Consider the following 20,402-nt stretch of genomic DNA (forward strand, 5'->3'; position numbering starts at 1 on the left):
GCCTAGCAACACTAAGTAATAAAGTTTGTCTCAGAAGGTGTGGAGGTGCGCAGCATTTGTTCCTTCCAAGATGAAGTAGTTATATAGCGCACGGTTGAGGCATCGCAAGCGGTATAACGGGTATCACTTTTATCTATACCTTGTGTGCGCTCGAGGCGGCTACCAGGGGGTGTCCGGCGCAGGCCGGCACATGATGAGGATTGGCTATTGTTTGCAAATTAACCAGTTTTCCTCATATGATATTTGCTGAGTTGTCGAATTAGCGTCATTAATTTGGTGAAATTAACATCCGCACTGATCTTCCACGCATGAGGAGAACTGCTACACAAAACTACAAATTTTCCGGCCTTCCGGACCCCGCAAAACGACTTCGCCAAGTTTGTATAGATGAGCTTGTTTGCCTGCATTTACAGGTAGTTAGCGCACCTTTCGGTGCCGTAAAAATGTATGTGCAAAAAAGAATTCGTAGGTATAATTCTTCGATGTCCCGGATGCGGCTCTAGGCTTTTGTCGTGTTTAGTGGGTTTGGTAGCAACAAAAAAGAGTTGGTATTGGAGAAATATGGCATGAATTTTTCGAATGAGAAGCAACCCGGGAAGAATCTCACAGGATTCATCGTTGTCCTCATCTTCCACATTCTCGTGGGATGGGCACTCGTGGCTGGCCTGGGCACCCGGATTGTCACCACGGTGACCGAAGCGGTGGAAACCAAGCTGATTGAAGAGACCGCACCGCCACCACCGCCGGAAACCCCGCCGCCGCCGCCGCCGCCAGAAATGAAAGCGCCGCCGCCGCCGTTCATCCCGCCGGTCGAAGTGCAAGTGCAGCAGCCGCCGCCACCGCAAAACACGATCGCTACCGCGACCAACACGCCGCCGCCAACCACCCAGCTGGCTCCGCCGGCGCCGCCCGCACCTCCGGCTCCGCCGGCACCGCCGGCACGTGGTCCTAGCCGCACCGAGGCAGTCGCTGACTTTAATACTTGCGCACGTCCGGAATATCCGCGTTCGTCGCAGCGCAATGAAGAAACCGGTACCACGACCCTGCAGTTCCTGATCGGTGTCGATGGTCGGGTGATCGAAGCCAAGCTGGCGAAGTCGAGTGGCTTCCGTGACTTGGACCGGGCCGCGCAATCGGCTCTGAGCAAATGCCGATTCAAGCCCGCCATGATTGATGGCAAGCCGGAACAGGCGTGGACAGCGGTGCAGTACGTCTGGACGCTGGAATAAAACCGAGGCAGAACACCGTCTCAAATTTTGATTGTCGTTGTCATTAGTTCAGCGAACTGTCTATTTAATATCTTTGGAGGAAGCATGTTTAAGAATACCCGTTTGTCCGCTTTCCTGGCGGCTGTCCTGTTGTCGGTTACTGCAGCATCGGCTCTGGTCTCGGCCCCGGCCTTCGCTCAAGAAACCCCGGCAGCCGACGCGGCTCCAGTGGCGACCGACGCAGCTGCACCAGCTGTCGATCCAGCTGCTGCTCCTGCTGACGCTGCTGCTCCGGCAGATGCTGGCGCGCCAGCCGCTGCTCCAGGTGGCGAGCAGACCGAAGAAGTCTACAACCCGTACGGCCTGCAAGCCATGTGGGAACACGGCGACTTCGTCAACAAGGGCACCCTGATCATCCTGTCGCTGATGTCGATCGGTTCGTGGTACATCATTATCACCAAGCTGATCGATCAGCAAAAAGTGATGCGTCAAGCTAAAGACATGCAAGCCAAGTTCTGGAAAGCACCGTCGATCGCTGCTGGTTCGGCTCAGCTGAAAGAAGGTTCGCCATTCCGCTTCATCGCTGAAACCGGCACCAAGGCTACCCAGCACCACGACGGCGCCCTGCTCGAGCAGATCGACCTGTCGACCTGGGTCACCATGCAGATCCAGCGCTCGGTCGACCGCGTCCAGTCGCGTCTGCAAGATGGCCTGTCGTTCCTGGCAACCGTCGGTTCGACCTCGCCGTTCATCGGTCTGTTCGGTACCGTCTGGGGCATCTACAACGCACTGACCGCCATCGGCATGTCGGGTAACGCCTCGATCGACAAGGTCGCAGGTCCAGTCGGTGAAGCACTGATCATGACCGCCTTCGGTCTGTTCGTTGCAGTTCCTGCCGTCCTGGGTTACAACTGGCTGGTGCGTCGTAACAAGACCGTGCTGGAAGAAGTCCGCTCGTTCTCGGCTGACGTGCACTCGGTGCTGATCTCGGGCGCAATGTCGACCTCGAACGCAGCTGCACAAGCTAAAAAGATTGGATAAATTATGTCGATGAGTGTCGGTTCCGATTCCGGCGAAGATGCACTGAATTCAGAGATCAACACGACGCCACTCGTTGACATCATGTTGGTTCTTCTGATCATCTTCCTGATCACGAGCCCGGTGGTTCTGAATCTGCAGAAAGTTACGCTGCCTGAAGAAGAGAACCAGGTCACCCTGTCCAAACCGGAAGACGTCAATATCACCGTCAATAAAGACGGTGAGATGTACTACAACCAGACTCACCTCGCGAACACGGACGAGCTGTTCAAGTTCCTCGCGGAGCAGTCGGTGAAAGTGCCGCAACCGGCGGTGAAAGTTCGTGGCGACCAAGAAACCCGCTACGAAGCAATCGGCCGGGTCATTTACACGGCACAACGTGCTGGTGTGCAGAAGGTTGGTTTCGTTATTCAGCCGCAATAAGCTGATAGCGCTGCACGCGGCGCCTGGTTGTCAAACCGGGCGCCGCAACCTTCTCCCCAACATTTGATAAGGACACACCATGAGTATGAACGTAGGTGGAGGCTCCGCAGCGGATGCGGATCCGGAACCGATGATGGAAATGAACATGACGCCGTTGATCGACGTCTTGCTCGTTCTCATCATCATGCTGATTATTACGATTCCGAAGCAAGATCACTCGGTTAATCTGAACATGCCAGTTGGTAACCCGCCGCCAAGCGATATCAAGCCTGTCGTGATCACGATCGACGTCGACTTCGACGGTACCATCCTCTGGGATGGCGAAGTCGTGCCGGATCGCGCTACGCTGGAAGCCAAGATGAACGCCGTTGCCGCCATCCCTGACCAGCCCGAAGTGCACCTGCGTCCGAATAAGCTGGTAGAGTACAAGGTTGTTGCCGGTGTCATGGCATCTGCCCAGCGTATTGGCGTCACCAAAATCGGCATGGTCGGTAACGAGCAGTTCCAGTAATCGTTCCATGTTTGACCAACACGGCAGGGCTATCCCTGCCGTGTCCATTTTGAAATAAGGATTTTTCAGATGATCAAGTTCCGTCTCGCTCACCTTAGCCTTGCAATGGCCGCTCTGGGCTTTACCGCGCTCACCCCGGTAATCGGCCTGTCTTCCGTCGTCGCGCAGGAAGCCATGCGCGCGGAGATTGGCAAACCGCTGCAGCAAGCCCAGGCCCAGATGAAACAGGGCAAGCACAAAGACGCACTGGCCACCCTGCGCGGACTGGACAAAGTAAGCAACAAGACCGCCAATGAAAGCTACCTGATCGAGCGCGTGCGCGCCGGGGCAGCCTCGTCGGCCGGCGATTACGACACCGCCGCCAAATCCTTCGAAGCCCTGCTCGCATCTGGCAAGCTGAGCGCCAATGAGCGTTCGCAATTCGCCGAAGGCCTGGTGGGCATCTATATGCGCGCTGGCGACCTGAACAAAGCCAACAGCACCATCCAGTCCCTGCTCAAGCAGAAGGAAGATCCAAAGCTGCGCGCTTACCTGCTGCAGAACTATTACAAGCAAGGTAATACCGCCGCCCTCGAGCAAGAACTGCGTACCGTCGAGAAAAGCGGCCGCCTGAGCGAAGACCAGCTGGGCATGCTGGCCAATATCCAGCTGAAAAAGAACGATACCGCCGGCTACGTGCGCACCATCGAGAAGCTGGCCACCAGCTATCCGAAGGCCCAGTACTGGACCGACCTGCTGAACCGTGTCCAGCGCCAGAAAGGCTACTCGCAGCGCCTGAACGTCGACGTGTACCGCCTGAAGCTGGCCAATAACCTGCTCAAGAAGCCGAGCGAGTACATGGAAATGGCCCAGCTGGTGCTGCAGGCGAAAGCCCCGGCCGAAGCGCTCAAGATCATCGACAAGGGCTACAAGGCCGGCGCCCTGGGCACCGGCACCGACGCCGCGCGTCACCAGCGCCTGAAGGAACTGGCAGAGAAGAACCTGGCAGAGCAAAACAAGAACTTTGCGACGCTGGAAGCCGAGCACACCGCCGTCAAGGACAACGACTCGCTGGTGGGCCTGGGTTACGCGCTGGTGCAGGCTGGCCAGGCCGACAAGGGCCTCAAGATGATGGAAGCCGCGATCAAGGCCGGTGGTCTGAAGAACGCCGAAGACGCCAAGCTGCGCCTGGGCGAAGCCTATGCAGCGGCCGGCAAGAAGCAGCAAGCCATCGCCACGCTCAAGACCGTGGGCGGCAAGGACGGCACCGCCGAACTGGCCCGCTACTGGATCATGGCGATCAACAATCCGCTGAGCTGATCGTTCCGAGATCGGTTTCATGAACGCCGCCTTCGGGCGGCGTTTTTATTGGAGAGTAGGGTTGGCGGCTTCGCCGCCGACGCGGTGTTTGTTATCGGTGCCGATCTCGTACCGAATGACTTGGCTGCCAACTACCACCGCGTCGGCGGCATAGCGCGGGGCCGCCGAGGCCAACCCTACCTCGGTGCAACAATCGCTTTACCGTATAATCAGGGTTTCGGCGCCGCACCAACGTAGCGCGGCGCGCAACCGGACCCAGATTTGATGAAGGTATTTCGCGGACTTCCCAACGACAGGGCGCGCGCGCCGTGCGCGCTCACGATCGGCAATTTCGACGGCGTCCATCGCGGCCACCAGGCCCTGCTGGCCCACGTGCGCAGCGCCGCAGCGGCACTCGGCCTGGAAGCGGCCGTGATGACGTTCGAGCCTCACCCGCGCGAATACTTCGCCCACAAATCGGGCGACCTGTCCCGCGCCCCGGCCCGTATCGCCAACCTGCGCGACAAGCTCGAGGATCTCGACCACGCCGGCATCGACCGCGTCATCGTCGAACACTTCAACGAACAATTCGCCGCCATGTCGCCGCGCGACTTCATCGAGCGCGTGCTGGTCGACGGCCTGCACGTCAAATGGCTGATGGTCGGCGACGATTTCCGCTTCGGCGCGCGGCGCCTGGGCGATATCGCGATGCTGGTCGAGGCCGGCCGCGAATTCGGCTTCGAGGTCCAGACCCTGGACGCCGTCATGCTGGGCGACCAGCGCATCTCGTCCTCGGCCGTGCGCGCCGCCCTGCTCGAAGGCGATTTCGTCCGAACCGGTGAATTGCTCGGCCATCCGTATGCGATGTCGGGCCACGTGATCCATGGCCAGAAGCTGGGCCGCACGCTGGGCTTTCCGACCATGAACCTGCGGGTCGCCCACCGCCCTGCCCTGTCCGGCATCTTCGTGGTGCAGGTACACGGCCTGGCCGACGCGCCGCTGCCGGCCGTGGCCAGCCTGGGCGTGCGTCCGACTGTCGAGGATGCCGGTCGCATGCTGCTCGAAGTCCACGTCTTCGACTATGCCCAGCAGTGCTACGGCAAGCTGGTGCGTGTGGAATTCCTGGCCAAGCTGCGCGATGAAGAAAAATACGACGACCTGGCTACGCTCACCGCCGCGATCGACAATGACGCGGCGCAGGCGCGCGCCTTCTTCGCCCACCGCAATAGCGCGCTGACGGCGACCGACCGAATTTGAGCGCGCTTCCCGGCCGCCATGACGCACCGGAAGCGCCTCACCCAACTCTGCCGCGGTGCGCTGCGCCGTGCACAAGAACACTTACCAGAAGAAGCTTATGTCCGATACAAAACAGAACAACGGTCCCAAGGGCCCGAAAAAGCCTGAAAGCAAATACCCGGTCAATATGACCGACACCCCATTCCCGATGCGGGGCGACCTCGCCAAGCGTGAACCGGGCTGGGTCAAGCAATGGCAGGATAAAAAACTCTACGAGCGCGTGCGCAAGGCCGCCGCCGGCCGTCCGAAATTCATCCTGCACGACGGTCCACCGTACGCCAACGGCGACATCCACCTGGGTCACGCCGTCAACAAGATCCTCAAAGACATGGTCATCAAGTCGCGCACGATCGCCGGCTTCGACGCCCCGTACGTGCCGGGCTGGGATTGCCACGGCATGCCGATCGAGATCCAGATCGAAAAACTGTATGGCAAGAACTTGCCGACCGCCGAAGTGCTGCAAAAGGCACGTGCCTATGCGCTCGAGCAGATCGACCGCCAGCGCGCCGGCTTCATCCGCCTGGGCGTGCTGGGCGAGTGGGACAACCCCTATATGACCATGGCCTACAGCAATGAAGCCGACGAGCTGCGCGCGCTCGGCACCCTGCTCGAAAAAGGTTATGTGTATCGCGGCCTGAAACCGGTCAACTGGTGCTTCGACTGCGGTTCGGCGCTGGCCGAGGCCGAAGTCGAATACCAGGACAAGCGCGACCCGGCAATCGACGTCGGCTTCCCCTTCCACGAACACGACAAGATCGCCGCCGCCTTCGGCCTGGACCGGCTGCCGACGGACAAGGGCTTCATCGTGATCTGGACCACGACCCCGTGGACCATCCCGTCGAACCAGGCCCTGAACGTGGGCCCGGAAGTGGCCTACTCGCTGGTGCAGGTCGAACGCGACGGCCAGCCGCAACTCCTGATCCTGGGCTCGGAACTGGTTGAATCGGTCCTGCAGCGCTACAAGCTGGAAGGCACGGTCATCGCCACCACGGTCGGCGACAAACTCGGCGGCCTGAAATTCAGGCATCCGCTGCATGCGCAGGACGCCTTCTACGATCGCTTGTCGCCGGTCTACCTGGCCGACTACGTCACCGTCGACAGCGGTACCGGCGTGGTCCACTCGGCCCCGGCCTACGGCCTGGAAGACTTCCAGTCGTGCAAGGCGCATGGCATGCAGGACGACGACATCCTGAAACCCGTGATGGGCGACGGCCGCTTCGCCTCGACCCTGCCGCTGTTCGGCGGCATGACGATCTGGGAAGCGAGCAAACCGATCTGCGCCGCGCTGACCGACGCCGAGGCCCTGTTCGAACTGAAGATGTTCGATCACAGCTATATGCACTGCTGGCGGCATAAGACCCCGATCGTCTACCGCGCCACCAGCCAGTGGTTCGCCGGCATGGACGTCGTGCCGAAGGATGGCGGCGCCACCCTGCGCCAGACCGCGCTGGCGGGTATCGAGAAAACGGAATTCTTCCCGGACTGGGGCCAGGCGCGCCTGCACGGCATGATCGAGAACCGTCCGGACTGGACCCTGTCGCGCCAGCGCCAGTGGGGCGTGCCGATGGCCTTCTTCATCCACAAGGAAAGCGGCGAGCTGCATCCGCGCACCCCCGAACTGCTGGAGCAGGTCGCCACGCTGATCGAAGCGGGCGGCATCGACGCCTGGCACAATCTGGACCCGGCCACCCTGCTGGGCGAGGATGCCGCGACCTATGAAAAGAACAAGGACACGCTGGACGTCTGGTTCGATTCGGGCAGCACCCACCAGACCGTGCTGCGCGGCTCGCACAAGGAGCAGTCGAGCTTCCCGGCCGACCTGTACCTGGAAGGCTCGGACCAGCACCGCGGCTGGTTCCACTCGTCGCTGCTGACCTCCTCGATGCTGAACGGGACGCCGCCGTACAAGGCGCTGCTGACCCACGGCTTCACCGTCGACGAGAACGGCAAGAAGATGTCCAAGTCACTCGGCAACACGATGGCGCCGCAAAAGATCTCGGATACGCTCGGCGCCGACATCCTGCGCCTGTGGGTGGCCTCGACCGACTACACGGGCGAATTGTCGATCGGAGAAGAGATCCTCAAGCGCGTGACCGAATCGTACCGCCGCATCCGCAACACGCTGCGCTTCCTGCTGGCGAACACCTCGGACTTCGACCCGGCGCAGCACGCCGTGCCGATGGCCGAACTGCTCGAGATCGACCGCTATGCGATCGCCTCGATGGCCCAGCTGCAGAAGGACGTAGCGAGCCACTTCGAGCGCTACGAGTTCCATCCGGTCGTGTCGCGCCTGCAGAACTACTGCTCGGAAGACCTGGGCGGCTTCTACCTCGACATCCTGAAGGACCGCCTGTACACCACGGGCGTGGAATCGCAGGCGCGCCGCTCGGCCCAGACCGCGCTGTGGCACATCGCCCACTCGCTGCTGCGCGTGATGGCGCCGATCCTGTCGTTCACCGCCGAGGAAGCATGGGCCGTGTTCGCCGGCCAGCAGAAATTCGCCGACAGCGACGAGACCATCTTCACCCAGACCTTGTGGACTTTCCCCGAGCTCGAAGATGGCGAGGCCTTGCTGGCGAAATATGCGCTGCTGCGCCAGGTCCGCCTCGACGTGACCAAGGAGCTCGAAGAAGTCCGTACCTCGGGCGCGATCGGCTCTTCGCTGCAGGCGGAACTGGCGATCAAGGCGTCGGGCGACAAATACCGCGCGCTCGCCAGCCTGGACGATGACCTCAAGTTCGTGTTCATCACCTCGCAGGCCACCGTCGCTGAAGTCGCCGCCGAAGCCGACGAAAGCGTGACCGTGGCACCTTCGACTGCCGAGAAGTGCGAGCGCTGCTGGCACTACCGCCGCGACGTCGGCCACGACCACGCGCATCCGACCTTGTGCGGCCGCTGCACGAGCAACCTGTTCGGCGCCGGCGAAGCGCGCCGTTTCGCTTGAGTCCCAAGGGTTGAACGACCCGCGGGTTTAGCCGCCATGCCGCGCCAAGCGCGGCATGGCGCGTACCGACACCACACACCATGGCAACCAAAAAGAAATCCGCTGTACCAGGTCCGAAACTCGTCACCCGCAGTACCGGCGCGAGCCTGTTTCCCTGGATCGGCCTGGCGCTGATCATCGTCCTGCTCGACCAGGTCACCAAGATCACCGTCGAACGCACTTTCGCGTATGCCGAAACGCTGCCGATCACCGGCTTCTTCAACCTGATCAAGGTATACAACCCGGGCGCGGCGTTCAGCTTCCTGGGCGACGCCGGCGGCTGGCAGCGCTGGCTGTTCCTGGGGATCGCCATCGGCGCCGTGGTATTTTGCATCTACATGATGTCCAAGAACGCGAGCCAGCGCCTGTTCTGCTTTGCGCTGTCGCTGATCATGGCGGGCGCGATCGGCAACGGCATCGACCGCGTGGTGCACGGCCACGTGATCGACTTCCTCGATTTCTACTGGACCGGCATCGGCCACTTCCCGGCCTTTAATATCGCCGACATCGGCATCTCGGTGGGCGCCGTGCTGTTCGTGCTGGACGAACTGCGGCGCGTGAACAAGTCTTAACCGCACGTCGTAAGGAGAACCATCATGGAGCTGAAAGGCAAGCGGATCGTCCTTGGCCTGACCGGCGGCGTGGCCTGCTACAAGGCGGCGGAACTGTGCCGCGCCCTGGTCAAGCAGGGCGCCAGCGTGCAGGTCGTCATGACCGAAGCGGCCACGCACTTCATTGGCGCGGTCACCATGCAGGCGCTGTCGGGCCAACCGGTCTACCTGGACCAGTGGGACGCGCGCATGGCCAACAATATGGCCCACATCGACCTGACCCGTCACGCCGACGCAATCCTGATTGCCCCCTGCTCGGCCGACTTCATGCGCAAGCTGGCGCACGGCGCCGCCGACGACCTGTTGTCGACCCTGTGCGTGGCGCGTCCGCGCCATGTGCCGCTGCACGTGGCGCCGGCGATGAACGTCGAGATGTGGGAAAACCCGGCCACGCGGCGCAATGTGGCGCAGCTGGTTGAAGACGGCATTTGCCTGTTCGGTCCGGGCTGCGGCTCGCAGGCCTGCGGCGAGACGGGCCTGGGCCGCATGCTCGAAGCCGAGGAACTGGTGGAAGAACTGCTTGCCTCCTTCCAGCACAAGGTGCTGGCCGGACGGCGCGTGCTGATCACGGCCGGCCCGACCTTCGAGCCGATCGATCCGGTGCGCGGCATCACCAATCTGTCGTCGGGCAAGATGGGCTATGCGCTGGCGCGCGCGGCGCGCGAGGCGGGCGCCGAAGTGACCCTGGTCTCGGGCCCGGTGTCGCTGCCCACGCCGCATGGCGTGCGCCGCATCGATGTGCTCACCGCGCAGCAGATGCACGACGCCGTGATGGCCGGCGTGGAAGGCCAGCACGTGTTCATCGGTGTGGCTGCGGTGGCCGACTGGCGGGTGGCCAATGCCAGCGACCAGAAGATCAAGAAGACGGCGGACGGCGCCCCGCCGCAGCTCGAATTCGCGCAGAACGCCGATATCCTGGCGTCCGTCGCCGCCACCGTCACGCTGTCCGGCTGGCCGTATTGCGTGGGGTTCGCGGCCGAATCCGAGCAGCTGGAACAGTACGGCGCCGCGAAACGCGAAAAGAAAGGCATCCCCCTGTTGGTGGGCAATATCGGCCACCAGACTTTCGGGCAGGATGACAATACCGTGATCCTGTTCGACGAGAGCGGCCACACGGTGCTCGAGCGGGCCGACAAGCTCACCCTGGCGCGCCAGCTGGTATCCGAGATCGCCAAGCGCATCGAGCAGCGCTCGCTGCTTACCTAAACACATGACAAGTATCAGATGAAGAATATCGACCTCAAGATCCTCGACCCGCGCATGAAAGAAGCACTGCCGGCCTACGGCACGCCGGGCAGCGCGGGTCTCGACCTGCGCGCCTGCCTCGATGCGCCGCTCACCATCGAACCTGGCCAGACGGTGCTGGTGCCGACCGGCCTGGCCATCCACATCGGCGATCCGGGCTATGCCGCGATGATCCTGCCGCGCAGTGGGCTCGGCCATAAGAACGGCATCGTTCTTGGCAATCTGGTAGGCTTGATCGACTCCGATTACCAGGGCCAGTTGATGGTCTCCACCTGGAATCGCAGCGCCACCACCTTCGTACTGCAGCCGATGGACCGCCTGGCGCAGCTGATCGTGGTGCCGGTACTGCAGGTTGGCTTCAACGTGGTGGACGAGTTCGCATCGAGCGACCGTGGCGCCGGAGGCTTCGGAAGCACCGGCAAACAATAACAACACGTGAGGAGGACCATGATCCCAATGCACTGTCTTCAACGCTTCAAGTCCGCTGCCCTGGTCGCAGCCACCGCGGCCCTGCTCGCGGCCTGCAGCACGCCAGGGCCCATGCAATCGTCGACCACGCCTGGCGTCATCCCCGACCAGGCGCCGGGCAAACCCCAGGTCACGCCGCAGATGGCGGCCGCCGCCGACACGCTCACCCGCATGGCGACCCAGCACGACCGCCTGTACCGGATCGCGGCCCCCCTCCTGATCGACAACGCCGAGTTGTGCACCAAGCATGCGCGCAACCTGCTCGGCTTCACGGCCAAGAACCGCCACACCTATCCCGGCCAGTACAACGAGGCAGCCTGGGTGGTGCTCGGCATGGGCGAGCGCCTGCAGGTGACCAACGTCCTCAATGGCAGCGGCGCGGCCAAGGCCGGCCTGCGCCAGGGCGACCGCCTGCTGGCGGCCGCCGGCACGCAACTGGCAGAAGGCCCTAACGCCCTGTCGCAGGCCGGCGCGGTATTCGGCCCGATCATGTCGAAGCAGGCCACCCTGCCGCTGTCGATCGAGCGCAATGGCAACGGGCGCGACCTGACCATCCCGGTCACCCGCGCCTGTGCCTTCGCCATCGAACTGGGCAACGCCGACAACATCAACGCCTACGCCGACGGTTCGCGCGTGATGGTCACCCGCGGCATGCTGGGCTTTGCCCAGAACGACGATGAACTGGCCTACGTGGTCGCGCGCACCATGGCCCACAATATGCTGGGCCACGCGGCTACCCAGCGCAATGCGGCCACCATCGGCAGCATCATCGACAACCTCACCGCGATCACGCCCGATACCTCGATGCTGATCGGCAGCGGCGGCATCAAGGCCATGCCGGTGGCCGACGACGTGGCGGCCGATCGCCTGGCAATCTACCTGCTGGCGCGCGCCGGCTACCGCATCGAAGGGGCGTCCGCCTTCTGGAAGCGGCTGGCCGCCACCTACCCGGCGCGCATCCTCAACGGCTACACGGCCAACCACCCGTCGACCACGCAACGCATCGCGGCGATCGACAAGGCAGTGGCCGAGGTCAAGGGCAAAAAGAGCGGCAAGAAGCCGCTGGTGCCGTAAGCGCTGCCCCGGCGTGCGCGGCCCCGGCGCCGCGCACGCCGGGTCCGACGCCCTGCCCGCTTTTTTTGTATGATTGTCCATCTTGTACCTGAACCGCATAAGGCGGCCACGACACCATGGACAGCATCGACCTCGACGTACTGAAGACCTGCGCCGCCTGGCTTGCCGGCGGCCAGCGCTGCCAGCTGGTCACGGTGATCAAGACCTGGGGCTCGAGCCCGCGCCCGGTCGGCGCCACCCTCGCCATCTGCGAAGACGGGCAAGTGGTCGGCTCGGTATCGGGCGGCTGCATCGAGGACGATCTGATCGCCCGCGTGCGCGACAACGGCATCGAACTCTCCCTCCCCGAGATCATCAGCTACGGCATCAGCGCCGACGAGGCGCACCGCTTCGGCCTGCCCTGCGGCGGCACCATCGAACTGGCGATCGAGCCGCTGTCGAGCGAGAGCCGCATTCCCGAACTGCTGGCGCGCCTCGATGGCGGTGAACTGGTCGAGCGCCGCGTGCAGCTGGCCACGGGCGCGGTCAGCCTCGAGCCGGCGCCGGCCAGCGCCATCCAGCGCATCGAGGATGGCGTGCTGCACACCCTGCACGGCCCGCGCTGGCGCCTGTACATCATCGGCGCCGGCCCGCTGTCGCGCTTCCTGGCCCAGATCGCGGCCGGCATGGATTACCGGGTCACCGTGTGCGACCCGCGCGAGGAATACCGCAGCGGCTTTTCGATTCCCGGCGTGAGCCTGGTGCACGCCATGCCCGACGACCTGGTGATCGATGCCAAGCTCGATGCGCGCAGCGCCGTGGTGGCGCTGACCCACGATCCCAAGCTGGACGACCTGGCGCTGATGGAAGCGCTCAAGTCCGACGCCTTCTACGTCGGCGCCATCGGCTCGCGCGCCAACAACGCCAAGCGGCGCGAGCGCCTCAAACTGTTCGACCTGACCGAAGCCGAACTGGCGCGCCTGCACGGCCCGATCGGCATCTACATCGGCAGCAAGACCCCGGCCGAGATCGCGATCTCGATCATGGCCGAGATGACGGCCGTGAAGAACGCGGTGCCGCAGACGATGCTGGTGCCGCATGCCGAGGCGCTGACCTTGGCCAGCGCTGCCTGACCGATTCAAAAGCAAGGACCGGCGAGCAGGAAACTGCCAGCCCTGCCACAATGGCCTGTTACCTGACAGGCCATTTTTTTTACCGATGAACACCGCGAACATGCTGCGCCTGGTGGCGCTGGCCGCCATCTGGGGCGGCTCCTTCCTCTTCATGCGCATCGCCGCGCCCGTACTGGGGCCGGCGGTGCTGATCGAGTACCGGCTCGCCTTCGCGGCGCTGTTCCTGGCGCTGGTGGGCTGGGTGCTGGCCCGGCGCGGCCAGGGCGCGCCGCTCGGCGTGCGGCGCCACTGGAAGCACTACCTGATGCTCGGCGTGTTCAATTCCGCGCTGCCCTTCCTGCTGTTCGCGTTTGCCGCGCGCACCTTGTCGGCATCGGTACTGGCAGTGCTGAACGCCACCGCGCCGCTGTGGGGCGCGCTGGTGGGGGCCGTGTGGGCGCGCCAGCCGGTATCCAGGCGCGGCGCGCTCGGGCTGCTGCTCGGCGCCGGCGGCGTGGCCCTGCTGGTGGGCTTCGACCACGTGATCGAACGCTCGGGCGCCGGCCTGGCGGTATGCGCGACCTTGACCGCGGCCCTCAGCTACAGCATCGCCAGCCAGTACGCGAAATCCGCGCCCAGCGTGGCGCCCTTCGCCAATGCCCACGGTTCGATGTGGGCCGGCGCCATCGTGGTGCTGCCCCTGGTGCCCTTCATGCCGGCGCCGGGCCAGCCGACGATGGGCATCATGGCGGCCGTGCTGGCCCTGGGCGTGGTCTGCAGCGGCATCGCCTACATCATCTACTTCAAGCTGATCGAGCAGGTCGGCACCACCTCGGCGCTGACCGTGACCTTCCTGAGCCCCATCTTCGGCATCCTGTGGGGCGCGCTGTTCCTGCACGAGACCATCGGCTGGCACACGATTGTCGGATCGGCGATCGTCTTGCTCGGCACATCCCTGGTCACCGGTTTCAAGCCGCGCTTCCTGGGCGCCGCGGCTGGAGCGGGCAAGTGAAAGCGGTGACGCACGACCTCGCTCTTGACCTTGCGCTGCCGCCGGGCTACCGCGTCGCCGACCTTATCGCCTTCCATGGCCGCGATGTAGAAGGCGTGGCCGAACAGGTCGCCCCCGACGGCCTGCGCAAGGGCGTGCTGCTCGATGGCGTGCCGACCCTGCTCGACATCCGCTTCGACGGCCAGCTGGCGCGCTGCCGCATCGCCTTCGATGCGCCGGCCAGCGACAATCTGCAAGCAATGGCCCGGGACGCGCTATTGAACGTGCTGGGCCTGCGCATCGACCCGGCCGCCTTCGCCGCCTTCGCGCAGGACGATCCCGTGCTTGGCCCGCTGCTCGCGCGCCAGCCGGGCCTGCGCATCGTGCAATCGGCCACCGTGTTCGAAGCCCTGACCTGGGCAATCATCGGCCAGCAGATCAACCTGACCTTTGCGATCGCGCTGCGCCGCACGCTGATCCAGCTGGCGGGCCGCCCGCATGCGAGCGGTCTGCTGTGCTATCCGGAAGCGCCGGACGTCGCCCGCCTTGCTTTGGAGGACCTAACCAGCCGCAAGTTCTCGACCGCCAAGGCCGAGACCGTGCTGCGCGTGGCGCGCATGGCGGTCGATGGCAGCCTGTCGCTCGCGCGCGAACGCGACGCCGCCCTGGTCAGCCAGGAACTATTGGCGATCAAGGGCATCGGTCCCTGGACCGTCAATTACGTGTTGTTGCGCGGCTATGGCTACCCGGATTGCTCGCTGGAAGGCGACGTCGCGGTGCGCGCCGCCCTGCACAAGCTGACGGGCAGCGCCCAGCGGCCGACCCTGCTCGAAGCCCAGCGCCTGCTGGAACGCTACGCGCCGCATCGGACCATGGCTGCCGCCTACCTGTGGGCCAGCCTGAGCGATAAGTAGGGTGGACAGAGACGCCGGGTCGGCTCACTGGACAAAGTAACGGCGCAACAGGTCAGTTCCAGCGCGGCAAGCCATCGAACTGCTGCGCCCCTTCGCCCGAAAACCGGATCAGTTCGGCCAGCGGCACCGTGGCCAGGTTATCGCAGCCATAATGCCCGCCCAGCGCGCTGGGAATCTTGAGGCAGTATTTGCGGCCTTCGGTCAGCGGCCCCAGCGCGGCCTCGGCCAGGCGCACCGCCTCGGGCATATACCAGTCGTTGAGAAAGTCTTGATTGTAGGCAAGCGCATCGAGCGCGGCGCGGCTGCGGGCCAGCGGTTCGCACACCAGTTCTTGCGGACGCAGGCACCAGAAATGGTCGTCCTCGTCGCGGATGATGAGGTTGCCGAAAGCATTGGCGCCGAGTACTTCGACGGCGCTCATGCCGACCCAGCCCCAGGCCTCGTTGATGTCGTCTACATCGATCATGGTCTTCGTCCCTGAATGTCGCCATGGCGCATGCGCGCGGCGGCTCACTGGGTTGGACCGGGCGGGCTTGTGTGCATTGCACCAGAGGCGAGCGGGTTTGACCTGCGTCGAGGCCGTTAAGACAGGGAAAGGGACGCTCGAGAAGCGGCTTGAGAAACGGAAAAGCCGCTGACTCTTGCGAATCAGCGGCTTCGAATCTGGTTGCGGGGACAGGATTTGAACCTGTGACCTTCGGGTTATGAGCCCGACGAGCTGCCAGACTGCTCCACCCCGCGTCTGATGAAATGAATTATACGCCCATTCCCCTCATTAGGCAAATGCAATACGGCGGCCATGTGCGATTGCAACACGATATAAGGCATGGTTGTCGTCAAAATGTACGCCTGCGTGGCACCCCAGCCCTGCCCTGCCATCCCCACATTCGGTGTAAAGTAATGGCAATACCAATTCGTCACACGACCATGAAATTCTGCTCCGAGTGCGCCCACCCTGTCCTGCTGGCCATCCCCGAAGGCGACAACCGGCCGCGCTACGTCTGCACCCATTGCCACACGATCCATTACCAGAACCCGAAGCTCGTCGTCGGTTCCATCCCGGTGTGGGAGCGCGACGGCCAGCTCCAGGTCTTGCTGTGCAAGCGCGCGATCGAGCCGCGCTACGGCTACTGGACCTTGCCGGCCGGCTTCATGGAAAACGAGGAGACCACCGAGCAGGCGGCCGCGCGCGAGACCGAAGAAGAAGCCGGCGCCAATGTCGAACTCGGCCCCTTGTTCACCCTGCTCAACGTGGCCCATGTGCACCAGGTCCACCTGTTCTACCGGGCGCGCCTGCTCGACCTCGACTATGCGGCAGGCATCGAAAGTCTCGACGTGCAGATGTTTACCGAAGACCAGATTCCCTGGGACGAACTGGCCTTCCCCACCATCCGCACCACGCTTGAACTGTTCTTCGCCGACCGGATCAAAGTGCGCGAGGGCGGCAGCTTCGGCTTTCACAGCCGCGACATCCATCGCCCGATGATCGCCCCACGCGAACCGGACTGACATGATTCCCTGGCTCGAGACCGATACGCCGTTTCCCGACGTATCGAAGGCATTGACGGCCGAAGCGCCCGGCCTGCTCGCGGCCGGCGCCGATCTTTCGCCGCCGCGCCTGCTGCAAGCCTACCGCAACGGCATCTTCCCCTGGTTTTCCGAAGGCCAGCCCATCCTGTGGTGGAGCACCGATCCGCGCATGGTCCTGTACACGGCCGACTTCAAGGTCAGCGACAGCCTGGCCAAGACCCTGCGCAAGGTCGAGCGCAGCCGCCAGGGCGGTGGACGATGGGATGTGCGCTTCGACAGCGCCTTCGGCGATGTGATGCGGGCCTGCGCCGCGCCGCGCCGCGACGGCCCCGGCACCTGGATTTCAGGCGAGATCATCGACGGCTACAGCGGCCTGCACGCGCTCGGCTACGCCCACTCGTCCGAAGTCTGGCTCGACGGCGAACTGGTCGGCGGCGCCTATGGTGTCTGCATCGGCCGCATGTTCTACGGCGAATCGATGTTCGCGCGCGTGTCCGACGCCTCCAAGGTGGCGCTGGCCTACCTGGTGGCCTTCTTGCGCCAGAACGGCGTGGGGATGGTCGACTGCCAGCAGGAGACCGGCCACCTGGCCTCGCTCGGCGCGGCGCCGATCCCGCGCAGCCGCTTCCTGGAACACCTGCGCGCAGCCATCGGCGAGCCGCCGATCGACACCTGGCAGGTCGCGCCGCCGCTCGCCAGGCCCAGCCAGGCGCCGGCGACACCGTTGGATGGCTAACGGTGGCGCCGACGGGTTTTCGCTAGAATAGGTCCATTCCACGTCGTCTCGAGAGTTTTTGCATGACGCACCTACACGACCTGCCATTTGCGACGCTGCAGTTCTACACGACGGCGCCCTATCCTTGCAGCTATCTCGACGCGCGCCAGGCGCGCTCGCAGGTCGCCACGCCGTCGCACCTGATCAATGCCGACGTGTATTCAGAGCTGGTCAAGAACGGTTTCAGGCGCAGCGGCATCTTCACCTATCGCCCCTACTGCGATGGCTGCCAGGCCTGCATCCCGGTGCGCGTCAAGTGCGAGGACTTCACCCCCAACCGCACCCAGCGCCGCGCCTGGAAACGCCACGGCGACCTGGTCGCGATGGTGGCCAACCTGGCCTTCTCCGACGAGCACTACGCGCTCTACCTGCGCTACCAGACCACGCGCCACGTCGGCGGCGGCATGGACCAGGACAGCCGCGACCAGTATGCCCAGTTCCTGCTGCAGAGCCGGGTCAACACGCGCCTGGTCGAGTTCCGCGAGCCCGACGGCACCCTGCGCATGGTGTCGATCATCGACGTCCTGTCCGACGGCCTGTCGTCGGTCTACACCTTCTTCGATCCCGACGTCGAGAACGCCTCGTACGGCACCTACAACATCCTGTGGCAGGTGAACCAGGCCCACGAGCTGGGGCTGTCCTATGTCTACCTCGGCTACTGGATCGAACAGAGCCCCAAGATGGCCTACAAGATCAACTTCCGCCCGCTCGAAGCGCGCATCGACGGCGAATGGGGCGTCCTGCAGCGCTGAATCCGCCTGGCGGCGTGATACAAGTGCTAACAAAGTCATCGACACTCGAATACGTGTCCTGGGGTCACGTCAAGTTAAAATGATGGGGAGATCCTTATTGAGCCCCCCATGCCTGACAAATTCCTGTACACCCTCGTTCGTCCCGCACTGTTCTCGCTCGATGCAGAGGCAGCCCACAACCTGACCCTGCCCATGCTGCGCCGCGCAGCCGCGCTCGGCCTGACGGGCGCGTTCAGGAAGCCCTTGCCCGACCCGCGCACGGTCATGGGCATCACCTTCCCGAACCCGGTCGGCCTGGCCGCCGGCCTCGACAAGGATGGCGCCTATATCGACGGGCTGGCCGCGCTCGGCTTCGGCTCGATCGAGATCGGCACCGTCACCCCGCGCGGCCAGGCCGGCAACCCCAAGCCGCGCATGTTCCGCCTGCCGCGCGCCAAGGGCATCATCAACCGCATGGGCTTCAATAACGGCGGCGTCGACGCCTTCGTGGCCAATGTCCAGGCCTCGCGCTTCTACCAGGAGCGGCGCGGCGTGCTGGGCCTGAACATCGGCAAGAACGCCGACACGCCGATCGAGAACGCGGCCGAGGATTACCTGCACTGCCTGCGCAAGGTCTATCCGTATGCGAGCTACGTGACGGTCAACATCTCGTCGCCCAACACCAAGAACCTGCGTCAGCTGCAGGGCGCCTCGGAGCTCGACAGCCTGCTGTCGCAACTCAAGCAAGAACAGACCAGGCTGGCCGACCACCACGGCCACTACGTGCCGATCACGCTCAAGATCGCGCCCGACGTCGACGGCGACCAGATCCGCGACATCGCCGGCGCCCTGCTGCGCCACAAGATCGATGGCGTCATCGCCACCAACACCACGCTCAACCGGCGCGACGTCGAAGGCATGAAGCATGCGCAGCAGGCCGGCGGCCTGTCGGGCGCGCCGGTGTTCGAACAATCGAACATCGTGATCCGCGCGCTCAAGGCCGAACTGGGCGACGAGATCCCGGTCATCGGCGTGGGCGGCATCATGCGCGGCCAGGATGCGAAAGTGAAGATCGCGGCCGGCGCCCAGCTGGTGCAGCTGTACAGTGGCCTGATCTACGCCGGCCCGCGCCTGGTGCGCGAGTGCGCCGACGCCCTGCGCGAACAGCCCAAGAAAAAGAAATGAGCCTGCCGCGCAAGAAGCTGGGACGCACCGACCTCGAGGTGACGACGGTCTGCCTCGGCACGATGACCTTCGGCGAGCAGAACACCGAGCAGGAAGCGCACGCCCAGCTCGATTACGCGGTCGAACGCGGTATCAACTTCATCGATACCGCCGAGCTGTATCCGGTACCGCCGAGCGCGGCGACCCAGGGCTCCACCGAACGCTTCATCGGCTCCTGGCTCAAGGCCCGCGGTGGACGCAACAAGCTGGTGCTGGCGACCAAGATCGCCGGCCCGAATGCCAGCCAGGCCTGGATCCGCGGATCGAAGCATAACCACGACGCAGCCAGCCTGCACGCCGCCGTCGACGCCAGCCTGAAACGCCTGCAGACCGACTACATCGACCTCTACCAGCTGCACTGGCCGAGCCGGAACGTGCCGATCTTCGGCGCCAGCCAGTTCGATCCGCGCAAGGAGCGCGATGGCGTGGCGATCGAAGAGACGCTGCGCGCCCTGGGCGACCTGGTCAAGGCGGGCAAGATCCGCCACATCGGCGTGTCGAACGAAAGCCCGTGGGGTGTCTGCGAATTCATCAAGCAGGCCGAGATCCACGGCCTGCCGCGCATCGCCACTGTCCAGAACCTGTACAACCTGACCGCGCGCGCCTTCGAGACCACGCTGCTCGACGAAGTCTGCTACCGCGAAGACGTGAGCCTGCTGGCCTACAGCCCGCTCGCCTTCGGCCAGCTCAGCGCAAAATATGTCGACGACCCGCAGGCGCGCGGGCGCCTGACGATCTATCCGCCGACCTGGAGCCCGCGTTACCTGCGGCCAAGCGTGTTCGAAGCGACCCGCGCGTATGCGGCGCTGGCGCGCGAGCACGGCTTGACGCCGGCGCAGATGGCGCTGGCCTGGTGCTATTCGCGCTGGTTCATGGGATCGACGATTGTCGGGGCGACCACGCTCGAACAGCTCAAGGAAAACATCGATGCGGCCGAGGTGGTGCTGGGCGACGAGGTGGTGAAGCGGATCGATGAGATCCACGCCCGGATCACCAATCCGGGCCAGTAAT

20 protein-coding genes and 1 tRNA gene are annotated in these 20,402 nt (G+C 63.9%); 19 read left to right on the forward strand and 2 right to left on the reverse strand.

The window, feature by feature from the left end:
* The first annotated feature begins 566 nt into the window (after nucleotides 1–566).
* The 14 genes from E8M83_RS08535 to E8M83_RS08600 all read left to right on the forward strand — a co-directional run bounded on the left by E8M83_RS08535 (nucleotide 567) and on the right by E8M83_RS08600 (nucleotide 15,131).
* A complete protein-coding gene (locus E8M83_RS08535) occupies nucleotides 567–1,229 on the forward strand; it encodes an energy transducer TonB (protein ID WP_123068891.1) in 663 nt (220 codons plus the stop codon).
* An 84-nt stretch (nucleotides 1,230–1,313) separates the two neighbouring features.
* The gene (locus E8M83_RS08540) at nucleotides 1,314–2,249 is read left to right on the forward strand and encodes a MotA/TolQ/ExbB proton channel family protein (RefSeq protein WP_170976733.1); all 936 of its coding nucleotides are present in this window, start codon (nucleotides 1,314–1,316) and stop codon (nucleotides 2,247–2,249) included.
* A 3-nt stretch (nucleotides 2,250–2,252) separates the two neighbouring features.
* Nucleotides 2,253–2,669 (forward strand): biopolymer transporter ExbD, encoded by a 417-nt coding sequence (locus E8M83_RS08545; RefSeq protein ID WP_137172942.1) that lies wholly within the window; start codon nucleotides 2,253–2,255, stop codon nucleotides 2,667–2,669.
* Nucleotides 2,670–2,748: 79 nt separating this feature from the next.
* The gene (locus tag E8M83_RS08550; RefSeq protein WP_206077442.1) at nucleotides 2,749–3,180 is read left to right on the forward strand and encodes a biopolymer transporter ExbD; all 432 of its coding nucleotides are present in this window, start codon (nucleotides 2,749–2,751) and stop codon (nucleotides 3,178–3,180) included.
* A gap of 69 nt (nucleotides 3,181–3,249) precedes the next feature.
* Nucleotides 3,250–4,479, forward strand: coding sequence for a tetratricopeptide repeat protein (locus E8M83_RS08555; protein WP_137172943.1), 1,230 nt, complete (start codon nucleotides 3,250–3,252; stop codon nucleotides 4,477–4,479).
* A 264-nt stretch (nucleotides 4,480–4,743) separates the two neighbouring features.
* Nucleotides 4,744–5,715 (forward strand): bifunctional riboflavin kinase/FAD synthetase, encoded by a 972-nt coding sequence (locus E8M83_RS08560; protein ID WP_137172944.1) that lies wholly within the window; start codon nucleotides 4,744–4,746, stop codon nucleotides 5,713–5,715.
* Between the two features lie 97 nt (nucleotides 5,716–5,812).
* Nucleotides 5,813–8,698 carry an isoleucine--tRNA ligase gene (gene ileS / locus E8M83_RS08565; protein WP_137172945.1) on the forward strand — a complete coding sequence of 962 codons (2,886 nt, stop codon included), beginning with the start codon at nucleotides 5,813–5,815 and terminating at the stop codon, nucleotides 8,696–8,698.
* A gap of 80 nt (nucleotides 8,699–8,778) precedes the next feature.
* Entirely contained in the window at nucleotides 8,779–9,309 is a 531-nt protein-coding gene (gene lspA / locus E8M83_RS08570) for a signal peptidase II (protein WP_137172946.1), read from the forward strand.
* Between the two features lie 24 nt (nucleotides 9,310–9,333).
* Nucleotides 9,334–10,554: a bifunctional phosphopantothenoylcysteine decarboxylase/phosphopantothenate--cysteine ligase CoaBC gene (coaBC, locus tag E8M83_RS08575; RefSeq protein ID WP_170976734.1), complete on the forward strand. Its 1,221-nt coding sequence runs from the start codon at nucleotides 9,334–9,336 to the stop codon at nucleotides 10,552–10,554.
* 18 nt (nucleotides 10,555–10,572) lie between these two features.
* Nucleotides 10,573–11,022, forward strand: a complete 450-nt coding sequence (gene dut / locus E8M83_RS08580; RefSeq protein ID WP_137172948.1) for a dUTP diphosphatase — start codon at nucleotides 10,573–10,575, stop codon at nucleotides 11,020–11,022.
* Nucleotides 11,023–11,040: 18 nt separating this feature from the next.
* Nucleotides 11,041–12,135 (forward strand): M48 family metallopeptidase, encoded by a 1,095-nt coding sequence (locus E8M83_RS08585; RefSeq protein ID WP_137172949.1) that lies wholly within the window; start codon nucleotides 11,041–11,043, stop codon nucleotides 12,133–12,135.
* A 116-nt stretch (nucleotides 12,136–12,251) separates the two neighbouring features.
* The gene (locus E8M83_RS08590) at nucleotides 12,252–13,247 is read left to right on the forward strand and encodes an XdhC family protein (protein ID WP_137172950.1); all 996 of its coding nucleotides are present in this window, start codon (nucleotides 12,252–12,254) and stop codon (nucleotides 13,245–13,247) included.
* An 85-nt stretch (nucleotides 13,248–13,332) separates the two neighbouring features.
* On the forward strand, nucleotides 13,333–14,238 hold the full coding sequence (locus E8M83_RS08595; protein WP_229491458.1) for a DMT family transporter: 906 nt from the start codon (nucleotides 13,333–13,335) through the stop codon (nucleotides 14,236–14,238).
* Nucleotides 14,235–15,131: a DNA-3-methyladenine glycosylase gene (locus tag E8M83_RS08600; protein WP_229491459.1), complete on the forward strand. Its 897-nt coding sequence runs from the start codon at nucleotides 14,235–14,237 to the stop codon at nucleotides 15,129–15,131. The genes E8M83_RS08595 and E8M83_RS08600 overlap by 4 nt, the downstream gene beginning before the upstream one ends.
* Before the next feature lie 52 nt (nucleotides 15,132–15,183).
* Here the strand turns inward: E8M83_RS08600 and E8M83_RS08605 are convergent, their stop codons facing one another.
* Both E8M83_RS08605 and E8M83_RS08610 read right to left on the reverse strand, forming a co-directional pair.
* A complete protein-coding gene (locus E8M83_RS08605) occupies nucleotides 15,184–15,597 on the reverse strand; it encodes a T6SS immunity protein Tdi1 domain-containing protein (RefSeq protein ID WP_005665771.1) in 414 nt (137 codons plus the stop codon).
* 198 nt (nucleotides 15,598–15,795) lie between these two features.
* A tRNA-Met gene (locus tag E8M83_RS08610) sits at nucleotides 15,796–15,872 on the reverse strand.
* Nucleotides 15,873–16,058: 186 nt separating this feature from the next.
* Between E8M83_RS08610 and E8M83_RS08615 the strand changes: the two genes are divergently transcribed.
* The 5 genes from E8M83_RS08615 to E8M83_RS08635 all read left to right on the forward strand — a co-directional run bounded on the left by E8M83_RS08615 (nucleotide 16,059) and on the right by E8M83_RS08635 (nucleotide 20,401).
* Nucleotides 16,059–16,640, forward strand: a complete 582-nt coding sequence (locus E8M83_RS08615; protein WP_137172951.1) for a zinc ribbon domain-containing protein — start codon at nucleotides 16,059–16,061, stop codon at nucleotides 16,638–16,640.
* A 1-nt stretch (nucleotide 16,641) separates the two neighbouring features.
* Nucleotides 16,642–17,397, forward strand: a complete 756-nt coding sequence (gene aat / locus E8M83_RS08620; RefSeq protein ID WP_137172952.1) for a leucyl/phenylalanyl-tRNA--protein transferase — start codon at nucleotides 16,642–16,644, stop codon at nucleotides 17,395–17,397.
* A gap of 62 nt (nucleotides 17,398–17,459) precedes the next feature.
* Nucleotides 17,460–18,188: an arginyltransferase gene (locus tag E8M83_RS08625; protein WP_137172953.1), complete on the forward strand. Its 729-nt coding sequence runs from the start codon at nucleotides 17,460–17,462 to the stop codon at nucleotides 18,186–18,188.
* A gap of 108 nt (nucleotides 18,189–18,296) precedes the next feature.
* A complete protein-coding gene (locus tag E8M83_RS08630) occupies nucleotides 18,297–19,352 on the forward strand; it encodes a quinone-dependent dihydroorotate dehydrogenase (protein ID WP_137172954.1) in 1,056 nt (351 codons plus the stop codon).
* Nucleotides 19,349–20,401 carry an aldo/keto reductase gene (locus E8M83_RS08635; RefSeq protein WP_373995037.1) on the forward strand — a complete coding sequence of 351 codons (1,053 nt, stop codon included), beginning with the start codon at nucleotides 19,349–19,351 and terminating at the stop codon, nucleotides 20,399–20,401. Before E8M83_RS08630 ends, E8M83_RS08635 begins: the two co-directional genes overlap by 4 nt.
* Nucleotide 20,402: the final 1 nt, after the last annotated feature.

It is taken from the genome of Massilia sp. HP4 (assembly GCF_005222695.1).
Classification (GTDB): domain Bacteria; phylum Pseudomonadota; class Gammaproteobacteria; order Burkholderiales; family Burkholderiaceae_D; genus Telluria.